This is a genomic window from Citrobacter sp. GW821-FHT07H02 (genome assembly GCF_059418505.1).
This window is the reverse complement of record NZ_JBWKPZ010000010.1, coordinates 103,239-127,356: the sequence shown is the minus strand read 5'-3', so window position 1 is coordinate 127,356 and position 24,118 is coordinate 103,239. Positions and strand designations below refer to the sequence as shown.

General features: G+C 53.2%; 25 protein-coding genes and 1 pseudogene. 20 read left to right on the top strand and 6 right to left on the bottom strand.

The window, feature by feature from the left end; all coding sequences use genetic code 11:
- Positions 1-84 precede the first annotated feature (84 nt).
- Entirely contained in the window at positions 85-2,085 is a 2,001-nt protein-coding gene (gene mnmC / locus AC07NP_RS12495) for a bifunctional tRNA (5-methylaminomethyl-2-thiouridine)(34)-methyltransferase MnmC2/FAD-dependent 5-carboxymethylaminomethyl-2-thiouridine(34) oxidoreductase MnmC1 (RefSeq protein ID WP_494660658.1), read from the bottom strand.
- 158 nt (positions 2,086-2,243) lie between these two features.
- Here mnmC and fabB point away from each other — a divergent pair, with 158 nt between their 5' ends.
- The gene (fabB, locus tag AC07NP_RS12490) at positions 2,244-3,461 is read left to right on the top strand and encodes a beta-ketoacyl-ACP synthase I (RefSeq protein ID WP_203360546.1); all 1,218 of its coding nucleotides are present in this window, start codon (positions 2,244-2,246) and stop codon (positions 3,459-3,461) included.
- Between the two features lie 205 nt (positions 3,462-3,666).
- Positions 3,667-4,845, top strand: coding sequence for an MFS transporter (locus tag AC07NP_RS12485; protein WP_494660657.1), 1,179 nt, complete (start codon positions 3,667-3,669; stop codon positions 4,843-4,845).
- Here the strand turns inward: AC07NP_RS12485 and flk are convergent.
- The gene (flk, locus tag AC07NP_RS12480) at positions 4,842-5,843 is read right to left on the bottom strand and encodes a flagella biosynthesis regulator Flk (RefSeq protein WP_494660673.1); all 1,002 of its coding nucleotides are present in this window, start codon (positions 5,841-5,843) and stop codon (positions 4,842-4,844) included. The genes AC07NP_RS12485 and flk overlap by 4 nt on opposite strands.
- Positions 5,844-5,951: 108 nt before the next feature.
- Between flk and pdxB the strand changes: the two genes are divergently transcribed.
- The 16 genes and pseudogenes from pdxB to hisP all read left to right on the top strand — a co-directional run bounded on the left by pdxB (position 5,952) and on the right by hisP (position 20,098).
- Positions 5,952-7,088, top strand: a complete 1,137-nt coding sequence (gene pdxB / locus AC07NP_RS12475) for a 4-phosphoerythronate dehydrogenase PdxB (RefSeq protein ID WP_203360548.1) — start codon at positions 5,952-5,954, stop codon at positions 7,086-7,088.
- A gap of 67 nt (positions 7,089-7,155) precedes the next feature.
- A complete protein-coding gene (locus AC07NP_RS12470) occupies positions 7,156-8,169 on the top strand; it encodes an aspartate-semialdehyde dehydrogenase (RefSeq protein WP_203360549.1) in 1,014 nt (337 codons plus the stop codon).
- Entirely contained in the window at positions 8,169-8,981 is an 813-nt protein-coding gene (truA, locus tag AC07NP_RS12465) for a tRNA pseudouridine(38-40) synthase TruA (protein WP_494660656.1), read from the top strand. Before AC07NP_RS12470 ends, truA begins: the two co-directional genes overlap by 1 nt.
- A 49-nt stretch (positions 8,982-9,030) precedes the next feature.
- Positions 9,031-9,690, top strand: a complete 660-nt coding sequence (locus tag AC07NP_RS12460; RefSeq protein ID WP_203360550.1) for a DedA family protein — start codon at positions 9,031-9,033, stop codon at positions 9,688-9,690.
- Positions 9,691-9,845: 155 nt separating this feature from the next.
- Complete coding sequence (accD, locus tag AC07NP_RS12455) at positions 9,846-10,760, top strand: acetyl-CoA carboxylase, carboxyltransferase subunit beta (protein WP_494660655.1); 915 nt, start codon at positions 9,846-9,848, stop codon at positions 10,758-10,760.
- A gap of 69 nt (positions 10,761-10,829) precedes the next feature.
- Entirely contained in the window at positions 10,830-12,098 is a 1,269-nt protein-coding gene (folC, locus tag AC07NP_RS12450) for a bifunctional tetrahydrofolate synthase/dihydrofolate synthase (RefSeq protein ID WP_494660654.1), read from the top strand.
- The gene (gene dedD / locus AC07NP_RS12445) at positions 12,088-12,771 is read left to right on the top strand and encodes a cell division protein DedD (RefSeq protein WP_494660653.1); all 684 of its coding nucleotides are present in this window, start codon (positions 12,088-12,090) and stop codon (positions 12,769-12,771) included. Before folC ends, dedD begins: the two co-directional genes overlap by 11 nt.
- A 6-nt stretch (positions 12,772-12,777) precedes the next feature.
- Positions 12,778-12,969 (top strand): annotated as a pseudogene (locus AC07NP_RS12440) (hypothetical protein); the annotation flags it as partial.
- Between the two features lie 46 nt (positions 12,970-13,015).
- Positions 13,016-13,504, top strand: a complete 489-nt coding sequence (cvpA, locus tag AC07NP_RS12435; RefSeq protein WP_162383106.1) for a colicin V production protein — start codon at positions 13,016-13,018, stop codon at positions 13,502-13,504.
- A 37-nt stretch (positions 13,505-13,541) separates the two neighbouring features.
- Positions 13,542-15,059, top strand: coding sequence for an amidophosphoribosyltransferase (gene purF, locus AC07NP_RS12430; RefSeq protein WP_192612919.1), 1,518 nt, complete (start codon positions 13,542-13,544; stop codon positions 15,057-15,059).
- Between the two features lie 91 nt (positions 15,060-15,150).
- Positions 15,151-15,726 carry a flavin prenyltransferase UbiX gene (gene ubiX / locus AC07NP_RS12425; protein WP_494660672.1) on the top strand — a complete coding sequence of 192 codons (576 nt, stop codon included), beginning with the start codon at positions 15,151-15,153 and terminating at the stop codon, positions 15,724-15,726.
- Positions 15,727-16,013: 287 nt separating this feature from the next.
- Positions 16,014-16,796, top strand: coding sequence for a lysine/arginine/ornithine ABC transporter substrate-binding protein ArgT (gene argT / locus AC07NP_RS12420; protein ID WP_203360555.1), 783 nt, complete (start codon positions 16,014-16,016; stop codon positions 16,794-16,796).
- A 247-nt stretch (positions 16,797-17,043) separates the two neighbouring features.
- Positions 17,044-17,826 (top strand): histidine ABC transporter substrate-binding protein HisJ, encoded by a 783-nt coding sequence (gene hisJ, locus AC07NP_RS12415; RefSeq protein WP_203360556.1) that lies wholly within the window; start codon positions 17,044-17,046, stop codon positions 17,824-17,826.
- 94 nt (positions 17,827-17,920) lie between these two features.
- Positions 17,921-18,607, top strand: coding sequence for a histidine ABC transporter permease HisQ (locus AC07NP_RS12410; protein WP_162383101.1), 687 nt, complete (start codon positions 17,921-17,923; stop codon positions 18,605-18,607).
- Complete coding sequence (hisM, locus tag AC07NP_RS12405) at positions 18,604-19,317, top strand: histidine ABC transporter permease HisM (RefSeq protein ID WP_203360557.1); 714 nt, start codon at positions 18,604-18,606, stop codon at positions 19,315-19,317. Before AC07NP_RS12410 ends, hisM begins: the two co-directional genes overlap by 4 nt.
- 7 nt (positions 19,318-19,324) lie before the next feature.
- Positions 19,325-20,098, top strand: coding sequence for a histidine ABC transporter ATP-binding protein HisP (gene hisP / locus AC07NP_RS12400; protein ID WP_203360558.1), 774 nt, complete (start codon positions 19,325-19,327; stop codon positions 20,096-20,098).
- Positions 20,099-20,157: 59 nt separating this feature from the next.
- Here the strand turns inward: hisP and AC07NP_RS12395 are convergent, their stop codons facing one another.
- The 4 genes from AC07NP_RS12395 to yfcG all read right to left on the bottom strand — a co-directional run bounded on the left by AC07NP_RS12395 (position 20,158) and on the right by yfcG (position 22,718).
- Positions 20,158-20,667, bottom strand: coding sequence for a GNAT family N-acetyltransferase (locus AC07NP_RS12395; RefSeq protein WP_494660652.1), 510 nt, complete (start codon positions 20,665-20,667; stop codon positions 20,158-20,160).
- 70 nt (positions 20,668-20,737) lie between these two features.
- On the bottom strand, positions 20,738-21,631 hold the full coding sequence (locus AC07NP_RS12390; protein ID WP_494660651.1) for a TIGR01777 family oxidoreductase: 894 nt from the start codon (positions 21,629-21,631) through the stop codon (positions 20,738-20,740).
- A gap of 21 nt (positions 21,632-21,652) precedes the next feature.
- On the bottom strand, positions 21,653-22,015 hold the full coding sequence (gene folX, locus AC07NP_RS12385) for a dihydroneopterin triphosphate 2'-epimerase (protein ID WP_494660650.1): 363 nt from the start codon (positions 22,013-22,015) through the stop codon (positions 21,653-21,655).
- 79 nt (positions 22,016-22,094) lie between these two features.
- Positions 22,095-22,718 carry a GSH-dependent disulfide bond oxidoreductase gene (yfcG, locus tag AC07NP_RS12380; protein WP_494660649.1) on the bottom strand — a complete coding sequence of 208 codons (624 nt, stop codon included), beginning with the start codon at positions 22,716-22,718 and terminating at the stop codon, positions 22,095-22,097.
- A gap of 140 nt (positions 22,719-22,858) precedes the next feature.
- On the opposite strand from yfcG, the gene yfcF reads away from it, so the two are divergent.
- Both yfcF and yfcE read left to right on the top strand, forming a co-directional pair.
- On the top strand, positions 22,859-23,503 hold the full coding sequence (yfcF, locus tag AC07NP_RS12375) for a glutathione transferase (RefSeq protein ID WP_494660648.1): 645 nt from the start codon (positions 22,859-22,861) through the stop codon (positions 23,501-23,503).
- 55 nt (positions 23,504-23,558) lie between these two features.
- Entirely contained in the window at positions 23,559-24,110 is a 552-nt protein-coding gene (gene yfcE, locus AC07NP_RS12370; RefSeq protein ID WP_494660647.1) for a phosphodiesterase, read from the top strand.
- Positions 24,111-24,118: the final 8 nt, after the last annotated feature.

The window sequence follows — 24,118 nt, the reverse complement described above, 5'->3', positions numbered from 1 at the left end:
TGACGCCTGACGTCTTATCCGGCCAATGATCCCACATCCCGTAGGCCGGGTAAGCTGTCTGCACCGCTATCCGGCATTGCTCCGTCACTGTACCGCTTTCCCCTTCAATAGCTTCCGTACCCATAAACGATTCGGGTTTAATGCTGCCAGCGTGCCCGCATCCATCGGGATTGGCTCCTCACTCATTTGCGCGGCGAGGATCTCCGCACACAGTGGGGCAGAGCACAGCCCACGCGATCCCAGCGCACCCAACATAAACAGATCCGTGTAGACCGGCGCACTTTCCGCGTCAGCCTTGTGTTCAGCCAGGTCTGCATATTGGGTGAGCGTCGCGTCATAGTCCGGCACATTACCCACCATGGGCAGGTGGTCGCGGGTGGCACAGCGCACGCCGCAGCGCGCCTCTTTTCCGCTCACATCAACCTCTTTTGCCCACTCGGCATGCGGAAAACAGTCAATCAGGCGCTGCCGATTCTGTTGCTGGTCGTCCTCGCGATAGTGTGTCTCTTCACTGCCCCGGTGATAGCTGGCACCGATACAGTGCTGCTGATTGGCCGGGTTTTGCGGGGTGAGGTAGCCGTCATAGCACAACACCTCTCGTAGAGCGGAAAGCGCAGAGGTGGTGGGAATATGGCTCACCTGACCCCCAACGGAGTAAACCGGCAACGGCTGAGTCTGCTCAAAACGATTAATCTGATGACCGTTTGCCAGGACAACAACCTGATGTTTAGCTTGTGTTCCGTCTGCGAACGTCAACTGCCAGCCTGTTTCCTGCCCTGAAAGGGTCGTCAAAGAATGCTGATAACGGGTACGTAATCCCTGTTTTTCGGCCAGGGCTAGTACAGCTGCGGTCAACTCCGCCGGACACAGCCAGCCGCCTTGAGGCCAGGTGATCCCTCCGCAGTTTACCGACAGACCAATGGTTTGCTCGATCTGTGTTGCATCAACGGCCTTTGCGAACTCATTGGGCAGTAACTGCGACAGCATTTGTTCGATTTTCTGCTCACTCTTTTCATCCCAGCCTAACTGAGTGACGCCACACCAGTCGTGTGCAAACTCAACGGGCAGGGCGTCATACAGGCGGCGGGCAAAGGTGAACGCAGCAGGAAAGAAGTGGTTAATGGCCGCGTCGTGTTTGCTGAGTAACGGATAAAGCGCGCCCTGACGATTACCGGAGGCACCCTGCGCGGGTTGCTTATCGGCGCAATACAGTGTGACCTGCCAGCCACGGCGTAGCAGCGCCAGCGACAATAATGCGCTGGCGATGCCGCCGCCGATAATTGCCGCTTCACGTTTTTCGGTTCCACGGCGGAGAAACCAGGGAGCTGCGGACTGTTGTGCCAGGGTTTGTTCCATCACACCGCAAAGCATTTCGCGCTTGCGCCCAAACCCTTTGCATTTTTGCATGGTAAAACCGGCATCCTGTAAACCTCGACGCACAAAACCTGCGGAGGTAAAGGTCGCCAGCGTACCGCCAGGACGGGCCAGTCGCGCCATGGCGTTAAACAGATTCTGCGTCCACATATCCGGATTTTTTGCCGGCGCGAAACCGTCGAGGAACCAGGCGTCTACTTTCTGGTTCAGCGTCTCATCCAGTTGTCCGGTCAGTTCATTGATATCGCCAAACCATAAATCCAGCGTCACACGCCCCTCGTCCAGAAACAGACGATGGCATCCGGCCAGCGGCAGAGGCCACTGAGCTTGCAACTGCTCAGCCCAGAGGGCCAGCTCTGGCCAATGCTGATGCGCCTGAACCAAATCCTGGTGACTCAGGGGATATTTTTCGAAGCTGATAAAATGAAGTCGTTCTAACGTGGCCTGCGGGTGTGAAGCGCGAAAGGCGGCGAATGCCTGCCAGAGCGTCAGGAAATTGAGACCGGTACCAAAGCCGCTTTCTGCCACCACAAATAATTGCCGTGAATGAGTGGGGAAGCGTTCCGCAAGATGATTTCCACCGAGAAAAACATAACGTGTTTCCTCCAGTCCATTATCATTAGAGAAATAGACATCATCAAAATCTCGGGAAACAGGTGTACCCTCAGCATTAAATTCAAGGTTGGCAGGTTGTATTGCGTATTGTTTCACGTAAGTTACTCGTCTCACAGGCAGTGTCACGATCTTAGCGATGTGTGCCTGGCGGCGCAAATTTCCGCATAAATTGGCTGATCGGACTTGTTCGGCGTACAAGTGTACGCTATTGTGCCATTCGAAACTTAATATAGTGCGACTTACAGAGGTATTGAATGAAACGTGCAGTGATTACTGGCTTGGGCATCGTTTCCAGCATCGGTAATAACCAGCAGGAAGTCCTGGCATCTCTGCGTGAAGGACGTTCAGGGATCACTTTCTCTCAGGAGTTCAAAGATTCAGGAATGCGCAGCCACGTGTGGGGTAACGTCAAACTGGACACCACCGGTCTGATTGACCGTAAAGTGGTCCGTTTCATGAACGATGCCTCTATCTATTCCTATCTCTCCATGCAGCAGGCGATTGAAGACGCCGGTCTGAAAGATGAGGTTTATCAGAACAATCCGCGCGTGGGCCTGATTGCCGGTTCTGGCGGTTCGTCTAAATCTCAGGTTTTTGGTGCCGATGCGATGCGTAGCCCGCGAGGTCTGAAAGCGGTGGGTCCATATGTAGTCACCAAAGCGATGGCCTCTGCGGTATCCGCGTGCCTCGCGACACCGTTTAAAATCCACGGTGTGAACTACTCCATCAGCTCCGCTTGTGCAACGTCCGCACACTGTATCGGTAACGCGGTAGAACAGATTCAGCTGGGCAAACAAGACATCGTCTTTGCGGGCGGCGGCGAAGAGCTGTGCTGGGAAATGGCGTGTGAATTTGACGCAATGGGCGCGCTGTCTACCAAATATAACGACTCTCCAGATAAAGCTTCCCGTACTTATGATGCAAACCGTGACGGTTTCATTATCGCAGGCGGTGGCGGTATGGTTGTTGTTGAAGAACTCGAACATGCTCTGGCACGTGGCGCGCACATCTATGCGGAAATCGTTGGCTACGGCGCAACGTCCGATGGCGCTGACATGGTTGCTCCGTCTGGTGAAGGCGCAGTGCGCTGCATGCAGATGGCGATGCACGGTGTTGATACGCCAATCGACTACCTGAACACCCACGGGACTTCCACGCCGGTTGGTGATGTGAAAGAACTGGGCGCTATCCGCGAAGTGTTCGGCGATAACTCTCCGGCTATGTCCGCAACCAAAGCGATGACTGGTCACTCTCTGGGCGCTGCTGGCGTACAGGAAGCCATTTACTCTCTGCTGATGCTGGAGCACGGTTTTATCGCACCAAGCATCAACATTGAAGAGCTGGACGAGCAGGCTGCGGGTCTGAACATCGTGACGGAAGCGACCGATCGCGAACTGACCACCGTGATGTCCAACAGCTTCGGTTTCGGCGGCACTAACGCCACGCTGGTTATGCGTAAACTGAAAGCGTAAGCATCCGTGATGTAAGAAGAGGGGAGCCAAATGGCTCCCTTTTTTATGCGTTGACAATAACCGGTCCCCAAAGGCAAACTCCACGCTCAACATTATCTCTCTGATAATAGTGGGCGTTTAACGTTATCCAACGCACCTTAATCCTGGCGGTCAGGTAGAGGGGGCGTGGCATTTCCTCGCCTTACTCTGCATTTCGGAGTAACGCATGACAGCAGTAACCCAAACAGAAAAAACATCGTCTGCGAATTTTTCGCTATTTCGCATCGCCTTTGCGGTTTTCCTGACCTATATGACGGTCGGTTTACCCTTGCCCGTTATCCCGCTATTTGTGCATCAGGAACTGGGCTATGGCAACACCATGGTCGGTATCGCCGTGGGCATTCAGTTTCTGGCCACGGTACTCACCCGAGGCTATGCCGGGCGACTCGCCGATCAATATGGCGCGAAACGTTCTGTGCTACAGGGTATGTTTGCCTGTGCTCTGGCGGGCGTCGCGTGGTTGCTGGCGGCGCTGCTGCCGGTCTCCATTCCGGTTAAATTTGCGCTGCTGATTGTCGGGCGTTTGATCCTGGGCTTTGGTGAAAGCCAGTTACTGACCGGCACATTAACCTGGGGAATGGGGCTGGTTGGGCCGGGGCGTTCGGGTAAAGTGATGTCGTGGAACGGGATGGCGATTTACGGCGCGCTGGCGGCCGGTGCGCCGCTTGGACTATTGATCCACAGCCATTTTGGTTTTGCCGCGCTGGCGGGCACCACGATGGCGCTTCCGCTGCTGGCGTGGGCGTTTAACGGCACGGTACGTAAAGTGCCAGCTCATCCAGGCGTACGTCCTTCGCTGTGGAGCGTGGTGGGGCTTATCTGGAAACCGGGTGTTGGCCTGGCGCTGCAGGGCGTCGGGTTTGCCGTTATTGGTACCTTCATTTCGCTCTACTTTGCCAGCAACGGCTGGGCGATGGCGGGTTTCACCTTGACCGCTTTTGGTGGCGCGTTTGTGCTCATGCGTGTGCTGTTTGGCTGGATGCCGGATCGCTTTGGCGGTGTGAGGGTGGCAATCGCATCATTGTGCGTTGAAACCGCCGGGCTGGTGTTGCTTTGGCTGGCGCCAGGTGCAGGGTTTGCTTTGCTGGGGGCGGCATTAACCGGAGCCGGGTGTTCATTAATCTTCCCGGCGCTGGGCGTGGAGGTGGTAAAACGCGTACCTTCACAGGTACGTGGCACCGCGTTGGGCGGATATGCCGCCTTTCAGGACATTTCCTACGGTGTGACCGCACCTCTGGCGGGGCTATTAGCCACCTCATGCGGTTACCCCTCGGTATTTCTGGCCGGGGCGATCTCCGCAGTGGTAGGCATTATAGTGACATTGCTCTCTTTTAGGAAAAGTTAGGAAACCAACAAAAAAAGAGCCAGTGCAATCATGAGCGCGATAAACAGCAGACCGGGTCGTGCCGACAGCGATTTAATGGTTTCAATAATCGGCGCGAACGGACTGTAGATCGGTTGAATATGGCGAGGATCGTTCAATTCCCGGTCTCGTTCTACTCGACGCAGGAAGATCTGGTTAAGCAGATCCTGTACCTGGACCGTGGTCAGAACCGTTTGCGGCTGGATCTGATAGTTCTGCTGCGCATATTCCTTGATTGCCGTAAATTCATTCGGCTCCAGCGGCTGCTTCAACGCCGCCTGCAGCGTTTGCAATGTGGGTGCATTCTGTAGGCTGAGTGTCTGGCGCGCCTGTAACCAGGTCACCAGATGGGTGAACTGTTTCGCAGGAATCAACTCGCCGCTTTTCACGCCGGAGAGTTCCAGCATCGATTGCCAAATCAGCTTGCCAGATTCCCCCGTGGCGGCAGCCAGTTTGGTCACGAGCTGGTTGAGCGTATTGTGCTCGGCGGGTAATAACGGTCTGTCGGTCGCCGGGCGTTGCTGCGGTTGTGGGATAGAGAGCAGCCCTTGTTGCAGTAGCGTCAACACGTTCTTCAACTGTTCTGGCGTAAGCTGGCTTAACGCAGTCTGGTTATACTGCTGGCGGATAAAATCACTGACGGCCTGGCGATTGTTCCCCAGGCTCAACAGTTCCGTTAATTGCGCCAGCACCTGACGATTAGCGTGGTTTTGCTGGGCAACGCCCAGTCGCTGGCTGAGATTTTGTTCAGCGGCAGGGAAATGACGCGAAAGCAACGGCGTGTCGCTTTTTACCCCCAAATCGTGTTTTATTCCGGCCCAGACTTCCGCACTTTGCTGTTGCGTCAGCGAAATCAGGCGAGTGATCAGTCGTTCCAGCACGGTACGTTGTTGGGTGGATAACGGCTGTTCGCCCGCGATGGAAGGACGGTTCTGTCCCTCACCGGGAGGTTGTGCGGGAGTTCCGGAAATGGGTTGCATCATCACTAATCCTTAAATCTTTGCAAACCAGGTCTCGCAGTATGCCTGGCGGCGAGATTATGGCACACTTGCCCGGTTAACTCTCGTTCTCAAACAGGTACGACAGACGTGAAAATCCTCGTTGATGAAAATATGCCTTATGCCCGCGAATTGTTCAGTCGTTTGGGGGAGGTAAAAGCGGTTCCAGGTCGCCCCATTCCCGTTGCTGAACTCGAAGACGCAGATGCGCTAATGGTGCGCTCGGTCACCAAAGTGAACGAATCGTTGCTGAGCGGAAAGTCCGTTAAGTTTGTTGGAACGGCGACCGCAGGCACTGACCATGTGGATGAGACCTGGCTTAAACAGGCTGGGATCGGCTTTTCTTCTGCGCCTGGCTGCAACGCCATCGCGGTTGTCGAATATGTTTTTTCCTCGTTGCTGATGCTTGCTGAACGCGATGGTTTTGCTTTACGCGATCGTACCGTGGGCATTATTGGCGTAGGGAATGTCGGCGGTCGTTTGCAGGCGCGACTGGAAGCGCTGGGCATTCGCACGTTGCTGTGCGATCCGCCGCGCGCCGACCGTGGGGACGAGGGCGATTTCCGCTCTCTTGAAGAGCTGGTGCAGGAAGCGGATATTCTGACCTTCCACACACCGCTTTTTAAACAAGGGCAATATAAGACGCTGCATCTGGCTGACGACGCGATGATTCGCCGTCTGAAACCTGGAACCATTTTGGTCAATGCCAGTCGCGGCCCGGTGGTGGATAACGCTGCCTTGTTGGCGCGACTGAATGCCGGGCAGTCGCTAAGCGTGGTGCTGGATGTCTGGGAAGGTGAGCCAGAGCTCAATGTCGAATTGTTGGAAAAAATCGACATTGGTACGCCACATATCGCAGGCTATACCCTGGAAGGGAAAGCGCGTGGCACCACTCAGGTCTTTGAAGCGTATAGCGCATTTATTGATAAGGCGCAGCAAGTCGCACTGGATACGCTGTTACCCGCGCCAGAGTTTGGTCGCATTACACTTCACGGCACGTTAGATCAGCCGACGCTGAAAAGACTGGTGCATTTGGTGTATGATGTGCGGCGCGACGATGCCCCGTTGCGAAAAGTTGCCGGGGTTCCGGGTGAGTTTGATAAACTGCGTAAGAATTACCTTGAGCGCCGTGAGTGGTCATCTTTGTACGTGATGTGTGATGACGCTGAAACGGCTGCGCTGTTGAAAAAACTGGGTTTTAACGCCGTTTACCACCCAACACATTAATGTCTTCTTAATGCTCCCTGACGAATAATTCGGCAGGGACGCTTATGTTTTTCTGGAGTAAATCACCATGTCTGAAGGCTGGAATATTGCCATCCTGGGCGCCACGGGTGCCGTAGGCGAAGCCCTGCTCGAAACGCTGGCCGAACGCCAGTTCCCGGTCGGTGAAATCTATGCGCTGGCGCGTAATGAAAGCGCTGGCGAGCATCTGCGCTTTAACGGTAAATCCATCATTGTGCAGGATGTCGCTGATTTTGACTGGACGCAGGCGCAGCTGGCGTTTTTTGTCGCCGGGGCTGAAGCTTCTGCTGCCTGGGTGGAGGAAGCCACCAATGCCGGTTGTCTGGTGATTGATAGCAGCGGGTTGTTTGCCCTCGAGCCGGACGTCCCGCTGGTCGTGCCGGACGTTAACCCGTTTGTCCTGGCGGACTATCGTAACCGTAACGTGATTGCGGTCCCTGACAGCCTGACCAGCCAGTTGTTGTCTGCACTGAAACCGCTGATCGACGAAGGGGGACTTTCCCGAATCACGGTGACGAACATTTTGTCGGCATCCGCGCGCGGTAAAAAAGCGGTCGATGCACTGGCAGGTCAAAGCGTGAAATTGCTTAACGGCATTCCGATTGATGACGAGGATTATTTTGGTCGTCAGCTGGCATTTAACATGCTGCCGCTGTTGCCGGATCGTGAAGGCAGCGTGCGCGAAGAGCGCCGTATTGTCGATGAAGTCCGCAAAATTATGCAGGATGAGGGATTAATGATCTCCGCCAGTTGCGTACAGTCGCCGGTATTTTACGGCCACGCGCAGATGGTAAATTTTGAAGCGCTGCGTCCACTGGCGGCTGAAGAGGCGCGTGATGCGTTTTCTCGCGGCGAAGATATTGTCTTGTCTGAAGAGACGGATTTCCCGACTCAGGTCGGCGATGCCACGGGTAATCCACAGCTTTCGGTCGGCTGTGTTCGTAACGATTACGGTATGCCGGAACAAGTCCAGTTTTGGTCAGTCGCAGATAACGTCCGTTTTGGCGGCGCGCTGATGGCGGTGAAAATTGCTGAAAAACTGGTGCAGGAGTATTTGTACTAATGTCTGACCAGCAACAACCGTCAGTTTATAAAATTGCGCTGGGCATTGAGTACGACGGCAGTAAATATTATGGCTGGCAGCGCCAGAACGAAGTGCGCAGCGTCCAGGAAAAGCTGGAGACGGCGCTTTCGCAGGTAGCTAACGAACGTATCAACGTATTTTGTGCGGGTCGTACGGACGCTGGCGTGCATGGTACTGGGCAGGTGGTGCATTTTGAGACCACCGCTCAGCGTAAAGATGCTGCGTGGACACTGGGTGTAAATGCGAATTTGCCTGGTGACATCGCTGTGCGATGGGTGAAAGCTGTACCTGATGATTTTCACGCCCGGTTTAGCGCCACGGCGCGCCGTTATCGCTACATCATCTACAACCATCGGCTGCGCCCGGCGGTTTTAGGTAAGGGTGTTACGCACTATTATGAGCCGCTGGACGCAGAACGTATGCACCGGGCGGCGCAGTGCCTGATTGGTGAAAACGATTTTACCTCGTTTCGCGCAGTGCAGTGCCAGTCACGCACGCCGTGGCGTAATGTGATGCACATTACTGTGACGCGTTATGGTGCGTATGTGGTGGTCGATATCAAAGCAAATGCCTTTGTACATCATATGGTAAGGAATATTGTCGGTAGCCTGATGGAAGTGGGCGCCCACAACCAGCCGGAGAGCTGGATCGCAGAGTTGCTGGCGGCTAAGGACAGACGGCTTTCTGCAGCAACGGCGAAAGCGGAAGGTTTGTATCTGGTCGCGGTAGATTACCCTGACCGGTTTGAACTTCCCAAACCGCCGATGGGCCCGCTGTTTTTGGCGGACTAATCAGAATGGCATACCCCGAATATGACGGGGACAATAGGCAAAAGCAACTATGGATCTGATTTACTTCCTTATCGATTTTATTTTGCACATTGATGTGCACCTGGCGGAACTGGTGGCGGAATATGGCGTGTGGGTTTATGCCATTCTGTTCCTCATCCTGTTCTGCGAAACCGGTCTGGTGGTCACGCCGTTTCTGCCAGGTGACTCGCTGCTGTTTGTGGCGGGGGCGCTTTCTGCGTTGCCCTCCAACGATCTCAATGTTCACCTGATGGTGGGGTTGATGGTGGTAGCGGCGATTATTGGCGATGCGGTGAACTACACGATTGGCCGACTGTTTGGCGAGAAACTCTTCAGTAATCCAAACTCGAAGATCTTTCGTCGCAGTTACCTGGATAAGACCCATGCGTTCTACGAACGTCATGGTGGTAAAACCATTATCCTGGCGCGTTTTGTCCCTATCGTGCGTACATTTGCGCCATTTGTGGCGGGAATGGGACACATGTCCTATCGCCATTTTGCGCTGTACAACGTGGCGGGCGCACTGCTTTGGGTACTGTTGTTTACCTATGCGGGCTACCTGTTCGGCGATCTGCCGGTAGTTCAGGAAAACCTGAAATTGCTGATTGTGGCGATTATCGTGCTCTCGGTATTACCGGGGGTTATTGAAATTATCCGCCATAAGCGCGCGGCGTCACGTGCCGCAAAATAGAAAGTAACTCAGCGGTTCGACCACTTTTTTATCCAAAGTTTCGGGCTGTTATGTTTTAATGTGCAACATTCATGGTCTGTTGGGGGCAAAAATGGCATTATGCGCCCCCAAAGATAAAACTGGCATCGAACCAGGTTCAGGCAGAAAGGTCACTAATGAGCTGGATTGAACGAATTAAAAGCAACATTACTCCCACCCGCAAGGCAAGCATTCCTGAAGGGGTGTGGACCAAGTGTGATAGCTGCGGTCAGGTTTTATACCGTGCTGAGCTGGAACGTAATCTTGAGGTCTGTCCGAAGTGTGATCATCATATGCGCATGTCGGCGCGCAATCGCCTGCATAGCCTGTTAGATGAAGGAACTCTTGCGGAACTGGGTAGCGAACTTGAGTCGAAAGACGTGCTGAAGTTCCGTGACTCCAAGAAGTACAAAGATAGACTGGCGTCCGCGCAAAAAGAAACCGGAGAGAAAGACGCTCTGGTCGTGATGAAAGGCACGCTTCATGGCATGCCCGTTGTCGCTGCTGCGTTTGAATTCTCTTTCATGGGCGGTTCTATGGGCTCTGTCGTCGGCGCACGTTTCGTTCGTGCCGTTGAACAGGCGCTGGAAGATAACTGCCCGCTGGTCTGCTTCTCCGCTTCCGGTGGCGCACGTATGCAAGAAGCGCTGATGTCGCTGATGCAGATGGCGAAAACCTCCGCAGCGTTGGCAAAAATGCAGGAACGCGGATTACCGTATATCTCCGTACTGACCGACCCAACGATGGGTGGCGTATCGGCAAGTTTCGCAATGTTGGGCGATCTCAATATTGCTGAACCGAAAGCGCTGATCGGCTTCGCTGGTCCACGCGTCATCGAGCAAACCGTACGTGAGAAACTGCCGCCGGGATTCCAGCGCAGTGAGTTCCTGATTGAAAAAGGCGCTATCGATATGATCGTCCGCCGCCCGGAAATGCGCCTGAAACTGGCAAGCGTTCTGGCGAAGCTGATGAATCTCCCGGCGCCAAATCCGGATGAACCGCGCGAAGGTGTGGTGGTACCGCCGGTACCGGATCAGGAAGCAGAGGCCTGATAACTGAAAAGGGCAGGGCCATCGGCGCTGCCCTTTTTCTTTTCTCACCGTAGCGAATTTACAAAAATCATGGACAATAAACGTATCCCTAAAGCCGCGTCGCCCCTGGCCTCGTGGCTTTCTTATCTGGAAAACCTGCACAGTAAAACCATCGATCTGGGCCTTGAGCGTGTCAGTCAGGTCGCGGCACGTCTCGGTGTACTTAAACCGGCGCCGTTTGTCTTTACGGTGGCAGGAACGAACGGTAAAGGCACGACCTGCCGCACGCTGGAATCCGTGCTGATGGCGGCGGGCTATAAAGTCGGTGTCTACAGTTCGCCACATCTGGTGCGCTACACTGAACGTGTGCGGGTGCAGGGGCAAGAATTACCCGAGTCTGCGCATACCGCGTCGTTTGCAGAAATCGAAGAGTCTCGCGGTGGGATTTCACTGACCTATTTTGAGTACGGCACGCTTTCCGCGCTGTGGTTGTTTAAACAGGCGCAACTCGATGTAGTGATCCTGGAAGTAGGGTTAGGCGGTCGTCTGGATGCCACCAATATTGTGGATGCGGATGTCGCCATCGTGACCAGCATCGCGCTGGATCATACTGACTGGCTGGGGCCGGATCGTGAAAGCATCGGCCGCGAGAAAGCGGGGATCTTTCGGGCGGAAAAACCGGCCATTGTTGGCGAACCTGAAATGCCTTACACCATCGCCGATGTTGCACAGGAAACCGGAGCGCTGTTGCGTCGTCGGGGTGTGGACTGGCATTTTGAAGTGTCAGGCGATAGCTGGTCGTTTACCGACAGCAACGGTACGGTAACAGATTTGCCATTGCCGCTGGTGCCACAACCTAATGCCGCCACTGCGCTGGCCGCGCTACGCGCCAGTGCGCTGAACATCAGTGAAAAAGCGATTCGCGAGGGGATTGCTCAGGCCATTTTACCGGGGCGTTTTCAGATTTTGAGCGAATCGCCACGTGTTATTCTTGATGTTGCCCATAATCCTCATGCGGCGGAATATCTTACCGGACGCATGAAAATGTTGCCGAAAAGCGGGCGAGTGCTTGCTGTTATCGGTATGCTACATGATAAAGATATTGCAGGAACATTGGCCTGGCTGAAAAGTGTGGTCGATGACTGGTATTGCGCGCCATTGGAAGGGCCGCGAGGTGCGACGGCGGAGCAATTACTGGAGCATCTGGGCAGCGGTAACGCCTATGACAGTGTTGCTCTGGCATGGCATGCGGCAGTGGCGGACGCAAAACCAGAGGATACCGTGCTGGTGTGTGGATCTTTTCACACTGTCGCACATGTCATGGAAGTGATTGACGCGGGGAGAAACGGTGGCAAGTAAATTTCAAAATCGTTTAGTCGGCACCATTGTGCTGGTCGCGCTTGGGGTGATCGTGCTTCCTGGGCTGCTTGATGGGCAGAAAAAACATTATCAGGATGAGTTTGCCGCGATCCCGCTGGTACCGAAACCCGGCGATCGTGATGAACCGGACATGATGCCTGCTGCGACGCAGGCGCTACCGACGCAGCCGCCTGAAGGCGCGGCGGAAGAGGTCAGGGCAGGGGACGCAGCTGCGCCATCCCTCGATCCGTCTCGTCTGTCGTTGAACAATACCGCCGATCTTGATCCGGTTCCTGAGCCTGTCGAACAACCCAAACCAAAACCGGTTGAAAAGCCGAAGCCACAACCGCCGCGTGAACAGCCGGTTGCTGTGACGCCGACGCCGCCTCCTGCGCCTAAACCGGTCGCTGAGGAAAAACCAGCACCGACCGGCAAAGCCTGGGTTGTACAGCTGGGCGCCTTGAAAAATGCCGACAAGGTCAATGAGATCGTTGGTAAACTTCGTGGCGCGGGGTTCCGGGTATATACTTCCCCCTCAACGCCAGTACAGGGTAAAATAACCCGCATTCTCGTTGGGCCTGACGCTTCGAAAGATAAGCTGAAAAGTTCACTGGGTGAGCTTCAGCAGATCTCAGGCTTAAGTGGGGTGGTGATGGGTTATAGCCCGAATTAAGTGACGTTGTTGCCTGATGGCGCTGCGCTTATCAGGCCTGTGATTCGACACTTATATCGACCGGATAAGGTGTTTACACCGCCATCCGGCAATGCCCAAAAAGGCAAAAAGTATGATGGCGTTGAAGATTTTTTCAGCGCCATTTTTATTTACGCGTGGAAAGGAAATCCCTACGCAAACGTTTTCTTTTTCTGTTAGAATGCGCCCCGAACAGGACGACAGGGCGTAAAATCGTGGGACATGTATGGTCTGGATTGATTACGCCATTATCGCGGTGATTGGTTTTTCCTGTCTGGTTAGCCTGATCCGTGGCTTTGTTCGTGAAGCATTATCGTTGGTGACATGGGGTTGTGCTTTCTTTGTCGCCAGCCATTACTACACTTACCTGTCTGTCTGGTTTACGGGCTTTGATGACGAACTGGTTCGAAATGGGATTGCTATCGCGATACTGTTTATCGCGACGCTTATCGTCGGCGCTATCGTCAATTTTGTGATAGGTCAGCTGGTCGAGAAAACCGGTCTGTCAGGGACTGACAGGGTATTGGGGATCTGTTTCGGGGCTCTGCGAGGAGCGTTGATAGTCGCTGCCATTCTGTTCTTTCTCGATACCTTTACAGGCCTGTCGAAAAGTGAAGACTGGAGTAAGTCGCAGCTTATCCCGCAGTTCAGTTTCATCATCAGATGGTTCTTTGACTATCTGCAAAGCTCGTCAAGTTTCTTGCCCAGAACATAACTGAGTTCTGAGATGTGGCTTAACGAGGAAAAGACGTATGTGCGGTATTGTCGGTATCGCCGGTGTTATGCCGGTCAACCAGTCGATTTATGACGCGTTAACGGTGCTCCAGCATCGTGGTCAGGATGCCGCGGGCATCATCACCATCGATGCGAACAACTGCTTCCGCCTGCGCAAGGCGAATGGCTTAGTGAGCGATATTTTCGAAGCTCGCCACATGTTGCGTTTACAAGGCAATATGGGCATCGGTCATGTGCGTTACCCTACGGCTGGCAGTTCCAGCGCCTCCGAAGCTCAACCTTTTTACGTCAACTCACCGTATGGTATTACGCTTGCCCATAATGGCAATCTGACCAATGCGCATGAGTTGCGTAAAAAGCTGTTTGAAGAAAAGCGCCGCCACATCAACACCACGTCAGATTCTGAAATCCTGCTCAATGTCTTCGCCAGCGAACTGGATAACTTCCGCCATTACCCGCTGGAAGCCGACAATATTTTTGCGGCCATCGCGGCGACTAACCGTCAGATCCGCGGCGCGTATGCGTGCGTGGCGATGATTATCGGTCATGGCATGGTCGCGTTCCGCGATCCGAATGGCATTCGCCCGTTAGTACTGGGCAAACGTGATATTGGCGATGGCCGTACCGAGTATATGGTCGCTTCCGAAAGTGTTGCGCTTGATACTTTGGGTTATGAGTTCCTGCGCGATGTAGCACCTGGCGAAGCGGTGTATATCACCGAAAAAGGCCAGTTGTTTACCCGTCAGTGTGCTGATAATCCGGTCAGCAATCCCTGCCTGTTCGAGTATGTTTACTTTGCGCGTCCTGACTCCTTTATCGATAAGATCTCCGTCTACAGCGCCCGCGTGAATATGGGCACCAAACTGGGCGAGAAAATTGCTCGTGAATGGGAAGATCTGGACATCGACGTGGTCATTCCGATTCCGGAAACTTCGTGTGATATCGCGCTGGAAATCGCGCGCATTCTCGGTAAACCGTACCGCCAGGGGTTTGTGAAAAACCGCTATGTAGGTCGTACCTTTATCATGCCGGGTCAGCAGTTGCGCCGTAAATCAGTACGCCGCAAGCTGAACGCCAATCGCGCGGAATTCCGTGATAAAAACGTCCTGCTGGTGGATGACTCAATCGTGCGCGGTACAACGTCCGAGCAGATTATTGAGATGGCCCGTGAAGCCGGGGCGAAGAAGGTGTATCTCGCTTCTGCTGCGCCGGAAATTCGCTTCCCGAATGTCTACGGTATTGATATGCCGACGGCGACGGAGCTTATCGCGCATGGCCGTGAAGTCGACGAAATCCGCCAGATCATCGGCGCTGATGGACTTATCTTCCAGGATCTGAACGATCTTATCGAAGCTGTACGTGCCGAGAACCCGGATATTCAACAGTTTGAATGTTCGGTGTTTAATGGCGTGTATGTGACGAAAGACGTTGACCAGCAGTATCTCGATTTCCTGGATACCCTGCGTAATGACGACGCCAAAGCGGTACAACGTCAGAACGAAGTGGAAAACCTCGAAATGCACAACGAAGGGTAATTTCCTTCTCCGGGCAAGGGCGCAGGCAGCGCCCTTGCTTGCAACTCCCCGTAAAATCCTGCAAAGTCAGCCCTGAAGCAAGAAAGGGCAAATAAACATGAAACGACTCATCGTAGGGATCAGCGGCGCCAGCGGCGCGATTTATGGCGTGCGCTTATTGCAGGTATTGCGCGACGTTGCTGACGTGGAAACCCATCTGGTCATGAGTCAGGCGGCGCGGCAGACGCTTTCGCTGGAAACGGATTTTTCTTTACGTGAAGTGCAGGCTTTCGCTGATGTCACCCACGATGCGCGTGATATTGCGGCCAGTATCTCCTCAGGCTCTTTTCAGACGGCAGGGATGGTGATTTTGCCATGCTCCATCAAAACCCTGTCTGGCATTGTGCACAGTTATACCGATGGATTGCTGACCCGTGCGGCGGATGTGGTGCTGAAAGAGCGTCGCCCGTTAGTGTTGTGCGTACGCGAAACACCGCTGCATCTTGGACATCTGCGCCTGATGACGCAGGCGGCTGAAATTGGTGCCGTGATTATGCCGCCGGTCCCGGCGTTTTATCATCGCCCTCAGACCCTGGATGATGTGATTAATCAAACGGTTAATCGCGTTCTCGACCAGTTTAACATTGCTCTGTCGCAGGATCTTTTTACCCGCTGGCAAGGGGCATAATCTGCATTTTCCCCGCGCATAATTCATTCCGTTGCCCTGTTTCAGGGCAATTTTGTAACCGCGATCATATCCTCAACATTTAATTCGTCAAAACTCACCGAAACGCTGCGGTTCAACCGCTATACCTGCTATCTTCAACATCAGGACAATATTGCAACGTTTTATTAACAAATTTAACGTCAAATATCCTCATTGACGTGAAAATGGCATAAGACCTGCATGAAAAAGTCTGCAAACACACAACACAACGTAAAACATAATAAAATTACGCCACTTGAGGGTTATGTATGAAGAAGACGGTTCTCGCTTTGTCTCTGCTGGTAGGACTTTCCGCGACAGCGGCCAGCTACGCAGCATTGCCACAGACGATTCGCATTGGAACAGATACCACCTATGCGCCTTTCTCATCGAAAGATGCCAAAGGGGATTTCGTGGGGTTTGATATCGATCTGGGTAACGAAATGTGTAAGCGTATGCAGGTTAAGTGTACGTGGGTCGCCAGTGACTTTGATGCGCTCATACCGTCGCTGAAAGCGAAAAAAATTGATGCGATTATCTCTTCTCTCTCTATCACCGAGAAGCGTCAGCAAGAGATTGCCTTCTCCGACAAACTGTATGCCGCTGACTCGCGACTGATTGCCGCGAAAGGCTCGCCGATTCAGCCGACCCTCGATTCACTGAAAGGAAAACATGTTGGTGTCCTGCAGGGCTCAACACAGGAAGCCTATGCCAACGATACCTGGCGGAGCAAAGGCGTCGATGTCGTGGCCTACGCCAACCAGGACCTCATCTATTCTGACCTGACGGCGGGACGTCTTGATGCTGCATTGCAGGATGAAGTGGCGGCCAGCGAAGGGTTCCTCAAACAGCCTGCCGGTAAAGACTATGCGTTTGCCGGTCCTTCTGTGAAAGACAAGAAGTACTTTGGCGACGGTACCGGTATTGGTCTGCGTAAAGACGATACCGAGCTGAAAGCGGCGTTTGATAAAGCGCTGGGCGATCTGCGTAAAGACGGTACCTACGACAAAATGGCGAAAAAGTACTTTGACTTTAATGTCTACGGTGACTGATTCACCGCAGCGGGAAATTTACTGCACCGTTTTGGTTAACCAAAGCGGTGCATGATAAGTTCCAGGCACTGTTATGGTGCAACAGTTGCTGTCGAAATGAGCATGAATGCATACTTAAGCGTTTTTCATGCAAATTAATATTGCTGGCAGGGTAGAATGCTTTGCCTTGTCAGCCCGATTGATGGCACGATAACTGCTGCTGGTCCTGTAAAGATCCCCTATAAAAGACAGTCTGTTGAGGATAGTTATGAAAAAACTGGTGTTGTCTCTTTCTCTGGTCCTGGCTTTCTCCAGTGCTACCGCCGCATTTGCAGCCATTCCGCAAAAAATTCGTATCGGTACCGATCCGACTTATGCCCCGTTCGAATCGAAGAATGCGCAGGGTGAATTAGTCGGTTTTGATATCGATCTGGCGAAAGAACTGTGCAAACGTATTAATACACAATGTTCCTTCGTGGAAAACCCGCTGGACGCGCTGATCCCTTCGTTAAAAGCGAAGAAAATCGACGCAATTATGTCTTCGCTGTCCATCACTGAAAAACGTCAGCAGGAAATCGCGTTTACCGACAAGCTTTATGCAGCAGATTCTCGTCTGGTTGTCGCGAAAGCGGCTGACATCCAGCCCACCATTGAATCCCTGAAAGGGAAGCGTGTTGGCGTATTGCAGGGCACCACTCAGGAAACGTTCGGCAATGAACACTGGGCGCCAAAAGGCATTGAAATCGTTTCTTATCAGGGGCAGGACAACATCTATTCCGACCTGACGGCAGGACGTATTGATGCGGCGTTCCAGGATGAAGTCGCTGCAAGTGAAGGTTTTCTGAAGCAGCCTGTAGGCAAAGATTACAAATTCGGCGGCCCGTCAGTGAAAGATGAGAAACTGTTCGGCGTCGGTACCGGGATGGGTCTGCGTAAAGAAGACAATGAGCTGCGCGAAGCCCTGAACAAAGCATTCGCTGAAATGCGTGCTGATGGTACTTACGAGAAGCTGGCGAAAAAGTACTTCGATTTTGATGTATACGGCGGCTAATCACCCCGGCAGTTGATAAAGCCCACTCCCTCCTGCTGATGCGGGAGGGTGAAAAAAGAGGCGAAGCGTTACCACACACGACAGGACAGGCAGCATGTTGTACGGGTTTTCAGGCGTTATTTTACAGGGCGCGATTGTTACGCTGGAGCTGGCTCTCAGCTCAGTTGTGCTGGCCGTTCTCATCGGTCTCGTCGGCGCGGGGGCAAAGCTGTCGCAAAGCCGCTCGATGGGGCTTATCTTCGAAGGATACACCACCCTGATCCGCGGGGTGCCGGATCTGGTCTTAATGCTGCTGATCTTCTACGGGTTGCAAATCGCGCTTAACGCGGTGACCGACGCGATAGGGATCGGCCAGATTGATATCGATCCGATGGTTGCAGGTATTATCACCCTGGGTTTCATCTACGGCGCCTATTTCACGGAAACATTCCGCGGGGCGTTTATGGCCGTGCCCAAAGGGCATATTGAGGCGGCAACGGCGTTCGGTTTTACCAGCTCGCAAACCTTCCGCAGAATTATGTTTCCGGCGATGATGCGTTATGCCTTGCCGGGGATTGGCAATAACTGGCAGGTGATTCTCAAGGCGACAGCGCTGGTTTCACTCCTCGGACTGGAAGATGTGGTCAAAGCCACTCAGTTGGCGGGTAAAAGCACCTGGGAACCGTTCTATTTCGCGGTGGTGTGTGGGGTCATCTATCTGGTATTTACCACGGTCTCGAATGGCGTGCTGCTCTTTCTTGAGCGTCGCTACTCCGTGGGTGTGAAGAGGGCTGACCTGTGATCGAAATTATTCAGGAGTACTGGAAATCCCTGCTCTGGAGCGATGGCTATCGCTATACAGGCGTGGCAATCACCTTGTGGTTGCTGATTTCCTCTGTGGTGATGGGCGGGGTTCTGGCCGTGTTTATGGCTATCGGTCGCGTCTCAAGCAATAAGTTCATCCAGTTTCCTATCTGGCTGTTTACCTATATTTTTCGTGGTACGCCGCTTTATGTGCAACTGCTGGTGTTCTATTCCGGGATGTATACGCTGGAGATCGTTAAAGGTACTGATTTCCTCAATGCGTTTTTCCGCAGTGGGCTTAACTGTACGGTGCTGGCGCTCACGCTGAATACCTGTGCTTATACCACCGAAATTTTTGCGGGCGCTATTCGCTCGGTACCGCACGGCGAGATTGAAGCAGCACGTGCTTATGGCTTCTCATCGTTCAAAATGTATCGCTGCATTATTTTGCCTTCCGCATTGCGAATTGCGTTGCCAGCATACAGCAATGAAGTCATTTTAATGCTGCACTCAACGGCGCTGGCATTTACGGCGACGGTGCCGGATTTGTTGAAAATCGCCCGCGATATCAACTCGGCAACTTACCAGCCGTTTACCGCATTCGGTATTGCCGCCGTACTGTATTTGATTATTTCGTATGTCCTGATCAGTCTGTTCCGTAAAGCGGAAAAACGCTGGTTGCAGCATGTAAAACCTTCGACGCACTGAGAACATGATGTCTGAGAATAAATTAAACGTAATCGATTTACACAAACACTACGGTGAGCATGAAGTGTTGAAAGGGGTATCGCTGCAGGCTAATGCCGGGGATGTGATCAGCATTATCGGCTCATCCGGCTCCGGGAAAAGTACCTTTCTGCGCTGCATTAACTTCCTCGAAAAACCGAGTGAAGGCTTAATCGTGGTCAACGGACAGAACATTAATCTGGTCCGGGACACTGATGGTCAGCTCAAGGTGGCGGATAAAAACCAACTGCGTTTGCTGCGTACGCGTCTGACGATGGTGTTCCAGCATTTCAACCTCTGGAGCCACATGACCGTGCTGGAAAACGTCATGGAAGCGCCCATTCAGGTGTTAGGTCTGAGCAAGCAGGAAGCCCGTGAACGCGCGGTGAAGTACCTTGCGAAGGTTGGCATTGATGAGCGTGCTCAGGGGAAATACCCGGTGCATCTTTCCGGCGGTCAGCAGCAGCGCGTCTCTATCGCACGCGCGTTGGCTATGGAGCCAGAAGTGCTGCTATTTGATGAACCGACTTCGGCGCTTGATCCGGAACTGGTAGGCGAAGTGTTGCGAATCATGCAACAACTGGCGGAAGAGGGGAAAACGATGGTCGTGGTGACCCATGAAATGGGCTTTGCTCGCCATGTTTCCACCCACGTGATTTTCCTGCACCAGGGGAAAATAGAAGAAGAAGGTGATCCAGAGCAGCTGTTTGGTAATCCGCAAAGTCCCCGCTTGCAGCAGTTCCTTAAGGGATCGTTGAAGTAACGTTTTGCCCGGTGGCGCTGCGCCAACCGGGCCTGCGTTATGGCGTGCGCATCCGATTTTTACTCCGGGTTGCGCTCCAGGCGATACACCCAGTCATCGTAGCGTATGCCATTTACCTCATACGCTTTCTCCAGCACCTGAGTACGTATAAATCCCTGTTTCTCCAGTACGCGTGCGGAAGGTGTGTTATCCGCCAGCACGTAACCGTTAATCGCGTTTACACCCGTTTGGGTAAAGGCATACCGGCAGATTGCCTGGAGTGCTTCGCTGGCGATCCCTTTGCCTTGCGCTGGTGGGATTACGGTATAGCCGACATCGGCTTCCTGCGGATGCAGATGACTTATCTGTAACCCAATATCGCCCAGCGGCGTCCCGTTTTTCTGATCGCGAATAACAAAGGTATGCTGTGCGGCAAGGCGACGGGCAAACAGGAGACGGGTTTCTCTTTCCGGGCTGATATTGGCCATAAAACGCATAATGTCCGGGTTTTCACGCAGCGCCAGAAAAAACAGCCAGTCTGAAGGTTGAAAAGGGGAAAGCGTAAGTCGTGATGTCGTAATGATCGCCATAAAGTCGTTATTCCGGTAGTTAGGCTTATCACCTTACCACCGGAACGATTGTGATGAACAGAGGAGGGGATTAGTGGATCACATCCGCCAGCGCCTCTTCTAAGTCGTACCAGCGAAAAGCAAACCCGGAAGCCTCCAGCCGTTTGGGAAGTGCGCGTTGTCCACCGAGAACCAGCACGGAAGATTCGCCCATCAGCAGCCGAATGGCGGTAGCCGGTATGCGAACAATGGCGGGACGGTTCAGCGCATGACCCAGCGCATGGGCGAATTGTTCATTGCGCACGGGATACGGCGAAACCATATTGAAAGGTCCCTGCAGGTCGTGATTGAGCAGCCAGAGAATCCCGTTGACCATATCATCGATGTGGATCCAGGCCAGGTATTGACGTCCGGTACCGATAGGTCCGCCCATCCCGATACGAAAAGAGGGGACCATTTTCGCCAGAATCCCGCCTTTCGGCGCCAGTACCACGCCGGTCCGCAGCAGACAAACCCGTGTTTTTTCGCTTTGCGCGCTGCTGGCGATCTGCTCCCAGCGCGCACAAAGTTTATGGGTAAACTCGTTGTGAGGCGGCTCTTCTTCTGTCACCACCACTTCACCCAGATCGCCGTAATAGCCAGCGGCGGAACCGGAGATCAGCACCGCAGGCGGTGTGTCGCTGGCGTTGATTAAGTCAGCCAGCTTTTGTGTGATGCTCCAGCGACTCTGGCACAAGCGTTCCTTTTGCTGTTCGGTCCAGCGTTTGTCGGCAATGGGTTCCCCGGCGAGGTTAATCACGGCGTCAACATGGTTGAGGTTTTTCTTATCCTCCAGCCCTTTCCAGAGTATGACCCGGGAGTCCAGAATCTGGCGTGCCTTTTCAGGGTTGCGCGTTACAACCGTCACCTGATGTCCTGATTCCAGCAAACGGGGGATCAAATGACGTCCAATAAGACCAGTACCACCGGTTACCACTATTTCCATACCGCCTCCCGAAGTCCGCGCTTAGCGTCGCCAGCTCAGCGTCATTGAGACGGAATCGGCGTAACGCAGTGCATGTAGTTTATCGATCTCTACTTCAGCATAAGTGACCCAGTGATGTTCACGTGCGATATCGAGCACATCCTGAGTTAATTTTTCCAGCAATGAGAAGCGGTTGCTCTCAACATGCCGAATGATGCTTTTGGTGATGGTGCGATAATTCAGCGCATCGCTGATGTCCTCGCTGGTGCGTGCATTTTCCGCCGGATAATGAATAACAACATTGATGACAATGTCCTGGCGGTTGTTGATCTCTTCTTCTTTGATACCAATAAACGTGCGTAGGCGAAGATTTTTTATACGAATAATAGCGTCAGACTGTGACATTGCAGGTCTCCTCCATGTATGAACCTTTGCATGATACACGAGAATAGGAATGCTTTATCTCCCCCGAACGAGGGCGCGTCTACTGCGCGTGCTGCATTGCCCGCACTGTCGCGGGGCGTGTACGGATACGTTCGAACCAGTTATTGACCGCCGGGAACATATCGAGATCGATCCGTTGCCGTAGATGCGCGTTTACCCATGGCCAGCACGCGATATCGGCAATGCTGTACTGATCGCCGCCCAGCCACGGGGAAGACTCCAGACGTTTGTTCAGCACGTTGTACAGACGCTGCGTCTCAACCTGATATCGTTCAATGGCGTAGGGGATCGTCTGTGGCGCGAAGTGGTTGAAGTGATGATTCTGACCGAGCATCGGGCCAAGCCCACCAACCTGCCAGAAAAGCCATGTGAGCGTCGTGTGGCGTTCGCGTAACTTTTCACTCAGCAATTGCCCGGTTTTTTCCGCCAAATACAGCAAGATCTCACCCGATTCAAACACACTGAATGGCGCGCCGCCGTCTACAGGGGTATGGTCAACAATCGCCGGAATTTTATTGTTGGGCGAGATAGCTAAAAATTCGGGGCGGAACTGACTACCTTTACTGATATCCACGTTGATCAGACGATAGTCAAGGCGGGTCTCTTCCAGAAACAGCGTAATTTTATGCCCGTTGGGGGTTGGGGCGTAGTAGAGGTCGATCATTTCAGCTCCCGTGCATATCGAAAAAATGGCTGACCAACACAAGTATAGAAAGCCTCTTGCGGTACGTGAGTTTTCATCAAGTGACAGCGCGTAAAAGACTCTATATTTTGAGATAACGCCTAAACATCGATGAGGATATTATGAGCAAGCCCGCGATAACGCTCTGGTCAGACGCTAACTTTTTTTCTCCCTACGTGATGTCTGTCTACGTTGCCCTGCAGGAGAAAGGGCTTCCCTTTACCCTCAAAACCGTTGATCTGAACAGCGGTGAACATTTACAACCGACCTGGCAGGGTTATGCGCTCACCCGTCGCGTCCCGGTGCTGGAGATCGAGGGTTTTGAACTCAGCGAATCTTCGGCCATTGCGGAGTATCTGGAAGATCGCTTCGCGCCGCCGCAATGGGAGCGCATTTACCCTCTCGATCTGCAAAAACGTGCTCGTGCTCGCCAGATTCAGGCATGGTTGCGCAGCGACTTGATGCCGATTCGCGAAGAGCGTCCCACGGATGTGGTGTTTGCAGGCGCGAAAAAGGGCCCTCTCAGCGAGGCGGGAAAAGCCAGCGTGGAGAAATTGTTTGCGACAGCCGGCAATTTGCTTGCCCACGGCAAACCGAATTTATTTGGCGAATGGTGCATTGCCGATAGCGATCTGGCGTTAATGATTAACCGCCTGGCGCTACAGGGTGATGAGGTGCCTGAACCGCTGGCTGAATATGCAGCATTCCAGTGGCAGCGCGCTTCTGTCCAGCGTTTTATCGCGCTTTCTGCGAAGCGTTCTGGCTGATAATCCACGCGTATTCCAGTATCATAGAGGGGTTATTTACGACGAGGAGTGAGTGATGAAACTGATGTTTGCATCAGACATTCATGGGTCGTTACCGGCCACGGAACGTGTACTCGAACTGTTTACTAACAGTGGTGCACAATGGCTGGTGATACTGGGGGATGTGCTGAACCACGGCCCGCGCAATGCGTTGCCGGAAGGCTATGCGCCTGCTCAGGTTGCAGACCTTCTTAACACACAGGCTGGGCGGATCATTGCCGTGCGGGGCAACTGCGACAGCGAAGTAGATCAAATGCTGCTTCATTTCCCGATGACGGTGCCCTGGCAGCAGATACTGATGGAAAACCAGCGCCTGTTTCTGACGCATGGGCATCTTTTCGGTCCGGAGAACCTTCCTGCATTAAATGCCGGTGATGTGCTGGTGTATGGACATACACATCTGCCTGTTGCAGAAAAGCGGGGAGAGGTATATCACTTTAATCCAGGTTCGGTGAGCATCCCGAAAGGTGGCTTTAAGGCAAGCTACGGGATTCTGGATGATAATGTTATACGTGTTATCGCACTCAATGATCAAAGTACCATTGCGCAGATGACAATTAATCCGTAATTTACCCC

What these genes read in the sequence shown, in the direction of transcription:
- fabB (WP_203360546.1), top strand. Translation starts at nt 2,244, where the DNA reads ATGAAACGTGCAGTGATTACTGGCTTGGGCATCGTTTCCAGCATCGGT.
- AC07NP_RS12485 (WP_494660657.1), top strand. Translation starts at nt 3,667, where the DNA reads ATGACAGCAGTAACCCAAACAGAAAAAACATCGTCTGCGAATTTTTCG.
- flk (WP_494660673.1), bottom strand. Translation starts at nt 5,843, where the DNA reads ATGCAACCCATTTCCGGAACTCCCGCACAACCTCCCGGTGAGGGACAG.
- AC07NP_RS12470 (WP_203360549.1), top strand. Translation starts at nt 7,156, where the DNA reads ATGTCTGAAGGCTGGAATATTGCCATCCTGGGCGCCACGGGTGCCGTA.
- truA (WP_494660656.1), top strand. Translation starts at nt 8,169, where the DNA reads ATGTCTGACCAGCAACAACCGTCAGTTTATAAAATTGCGCTGGGCATT.
- AC07NP_RS12460 (WP_203360550.1), top strand. Translation starts at nt 9,031, where the DNA reads ATGGATCTGATTTACTTCCTTATCGATTTTATTTTGCACATTGATGTG.
- accD (WP_494660655.1), top strand. Translation starts at nt 9,846, where the DNA reads ATGAGCTGGATTGAACGAATTAAAAGCAACATTACTCCCACCCGCAAG.
- folC (WP_494660654.1), top strand. Translation starts at nt 10,830, where the DNA reads ATGGACAATAAACGTATCCCTAAAGCCGCGTCGCCCCTGGCCTCGTGG.
- cvpA (WP_162383106.1), top strand. Translation starts at nt 13,016, where the DNA reads ATGGTCTGGATTGATTACGCCATTATCGCGGTGATTGGTTTTTCCTGT.
- purF (WP_192612919.1), top strand. Translation starts at nt 13,542, where the DNA reads ATGTGCGGTATTGTCGGTATCGCCGGTGTTATGCCGGTCAACCAGTCG.
- argT (WP_203360555.1), top strand. Translation starts at nt 16,014, where the DNA reads ATGAAGAAGACGGTTCTCGCTTTGTCTCTGCTGGTAGGACTTTCCGCG.
- hisJ (WP_203360556.1), top strand. Translation starts at nt 17,044, where the DNA reads ATGAAAAAACTGGTGTTGTCTCTTTCTCTGGTCCTGGCTTTCTCCAGT.
- AC07NP_RS12410 (WP_162383101.1), top strand. Translation starts at nt 17,921, where the DNA reads ATGTTGTACGGGTTTTCAGGCGTTATTTTACAGGGCGCGATTGTTACG.
- hisP (WP_203360558.1), top strand. Translation starts at nt 19,325, where the DNA reads ATGTCTGAGAATAAATTAAACGTAATCGATTTACACAAACACTACGGT.
- AC07NP_RS12395 (WP_494660652.1), bottom strand. Translation starts at nt 20,667, where the DNA reads ATGGCGATCATTACGACATCACGACTTACGCTTTCCCCTTTTCAACCT.
- AC07NP_RS12390 (WP_494660651.1), bottom strand. Translation starts at nt 21,631, where the DNA reads ATGGAAATAGTGGTAACCGGTGGTACTGGTCTTATTGGACGTCATTTG.
- folX (WP_494660650.1), bottom strand. Translation starts at nt 22,015, where the DNA reads ATGTCACAGTCTGACGCTATTATTCGTATAAAAAATCTTCGCCTACGC.
- yfcG (WP_494660649.1), bottom strand. Translation starts at nt 22,718, where the DNA reads ATGATCGACCTCTACTACGCCCCAACCCCCAACGGGCATAAAATTACG.
- yfcF (WP_494660648.1), top strand. Translation starts at nt 22,859, where the DNA reads ATGAGCAAGCCCGCGATAACGCTCTGGTCAGACGCTAACTTTTTTTCT.
- yfcE (WP_494660647.1), top strand. Translation starts at nt 23,559, where the DNA reads ATGAAACTGATGTTTGCATCAGACATTCATGGGTCGTTACCGGCCACG.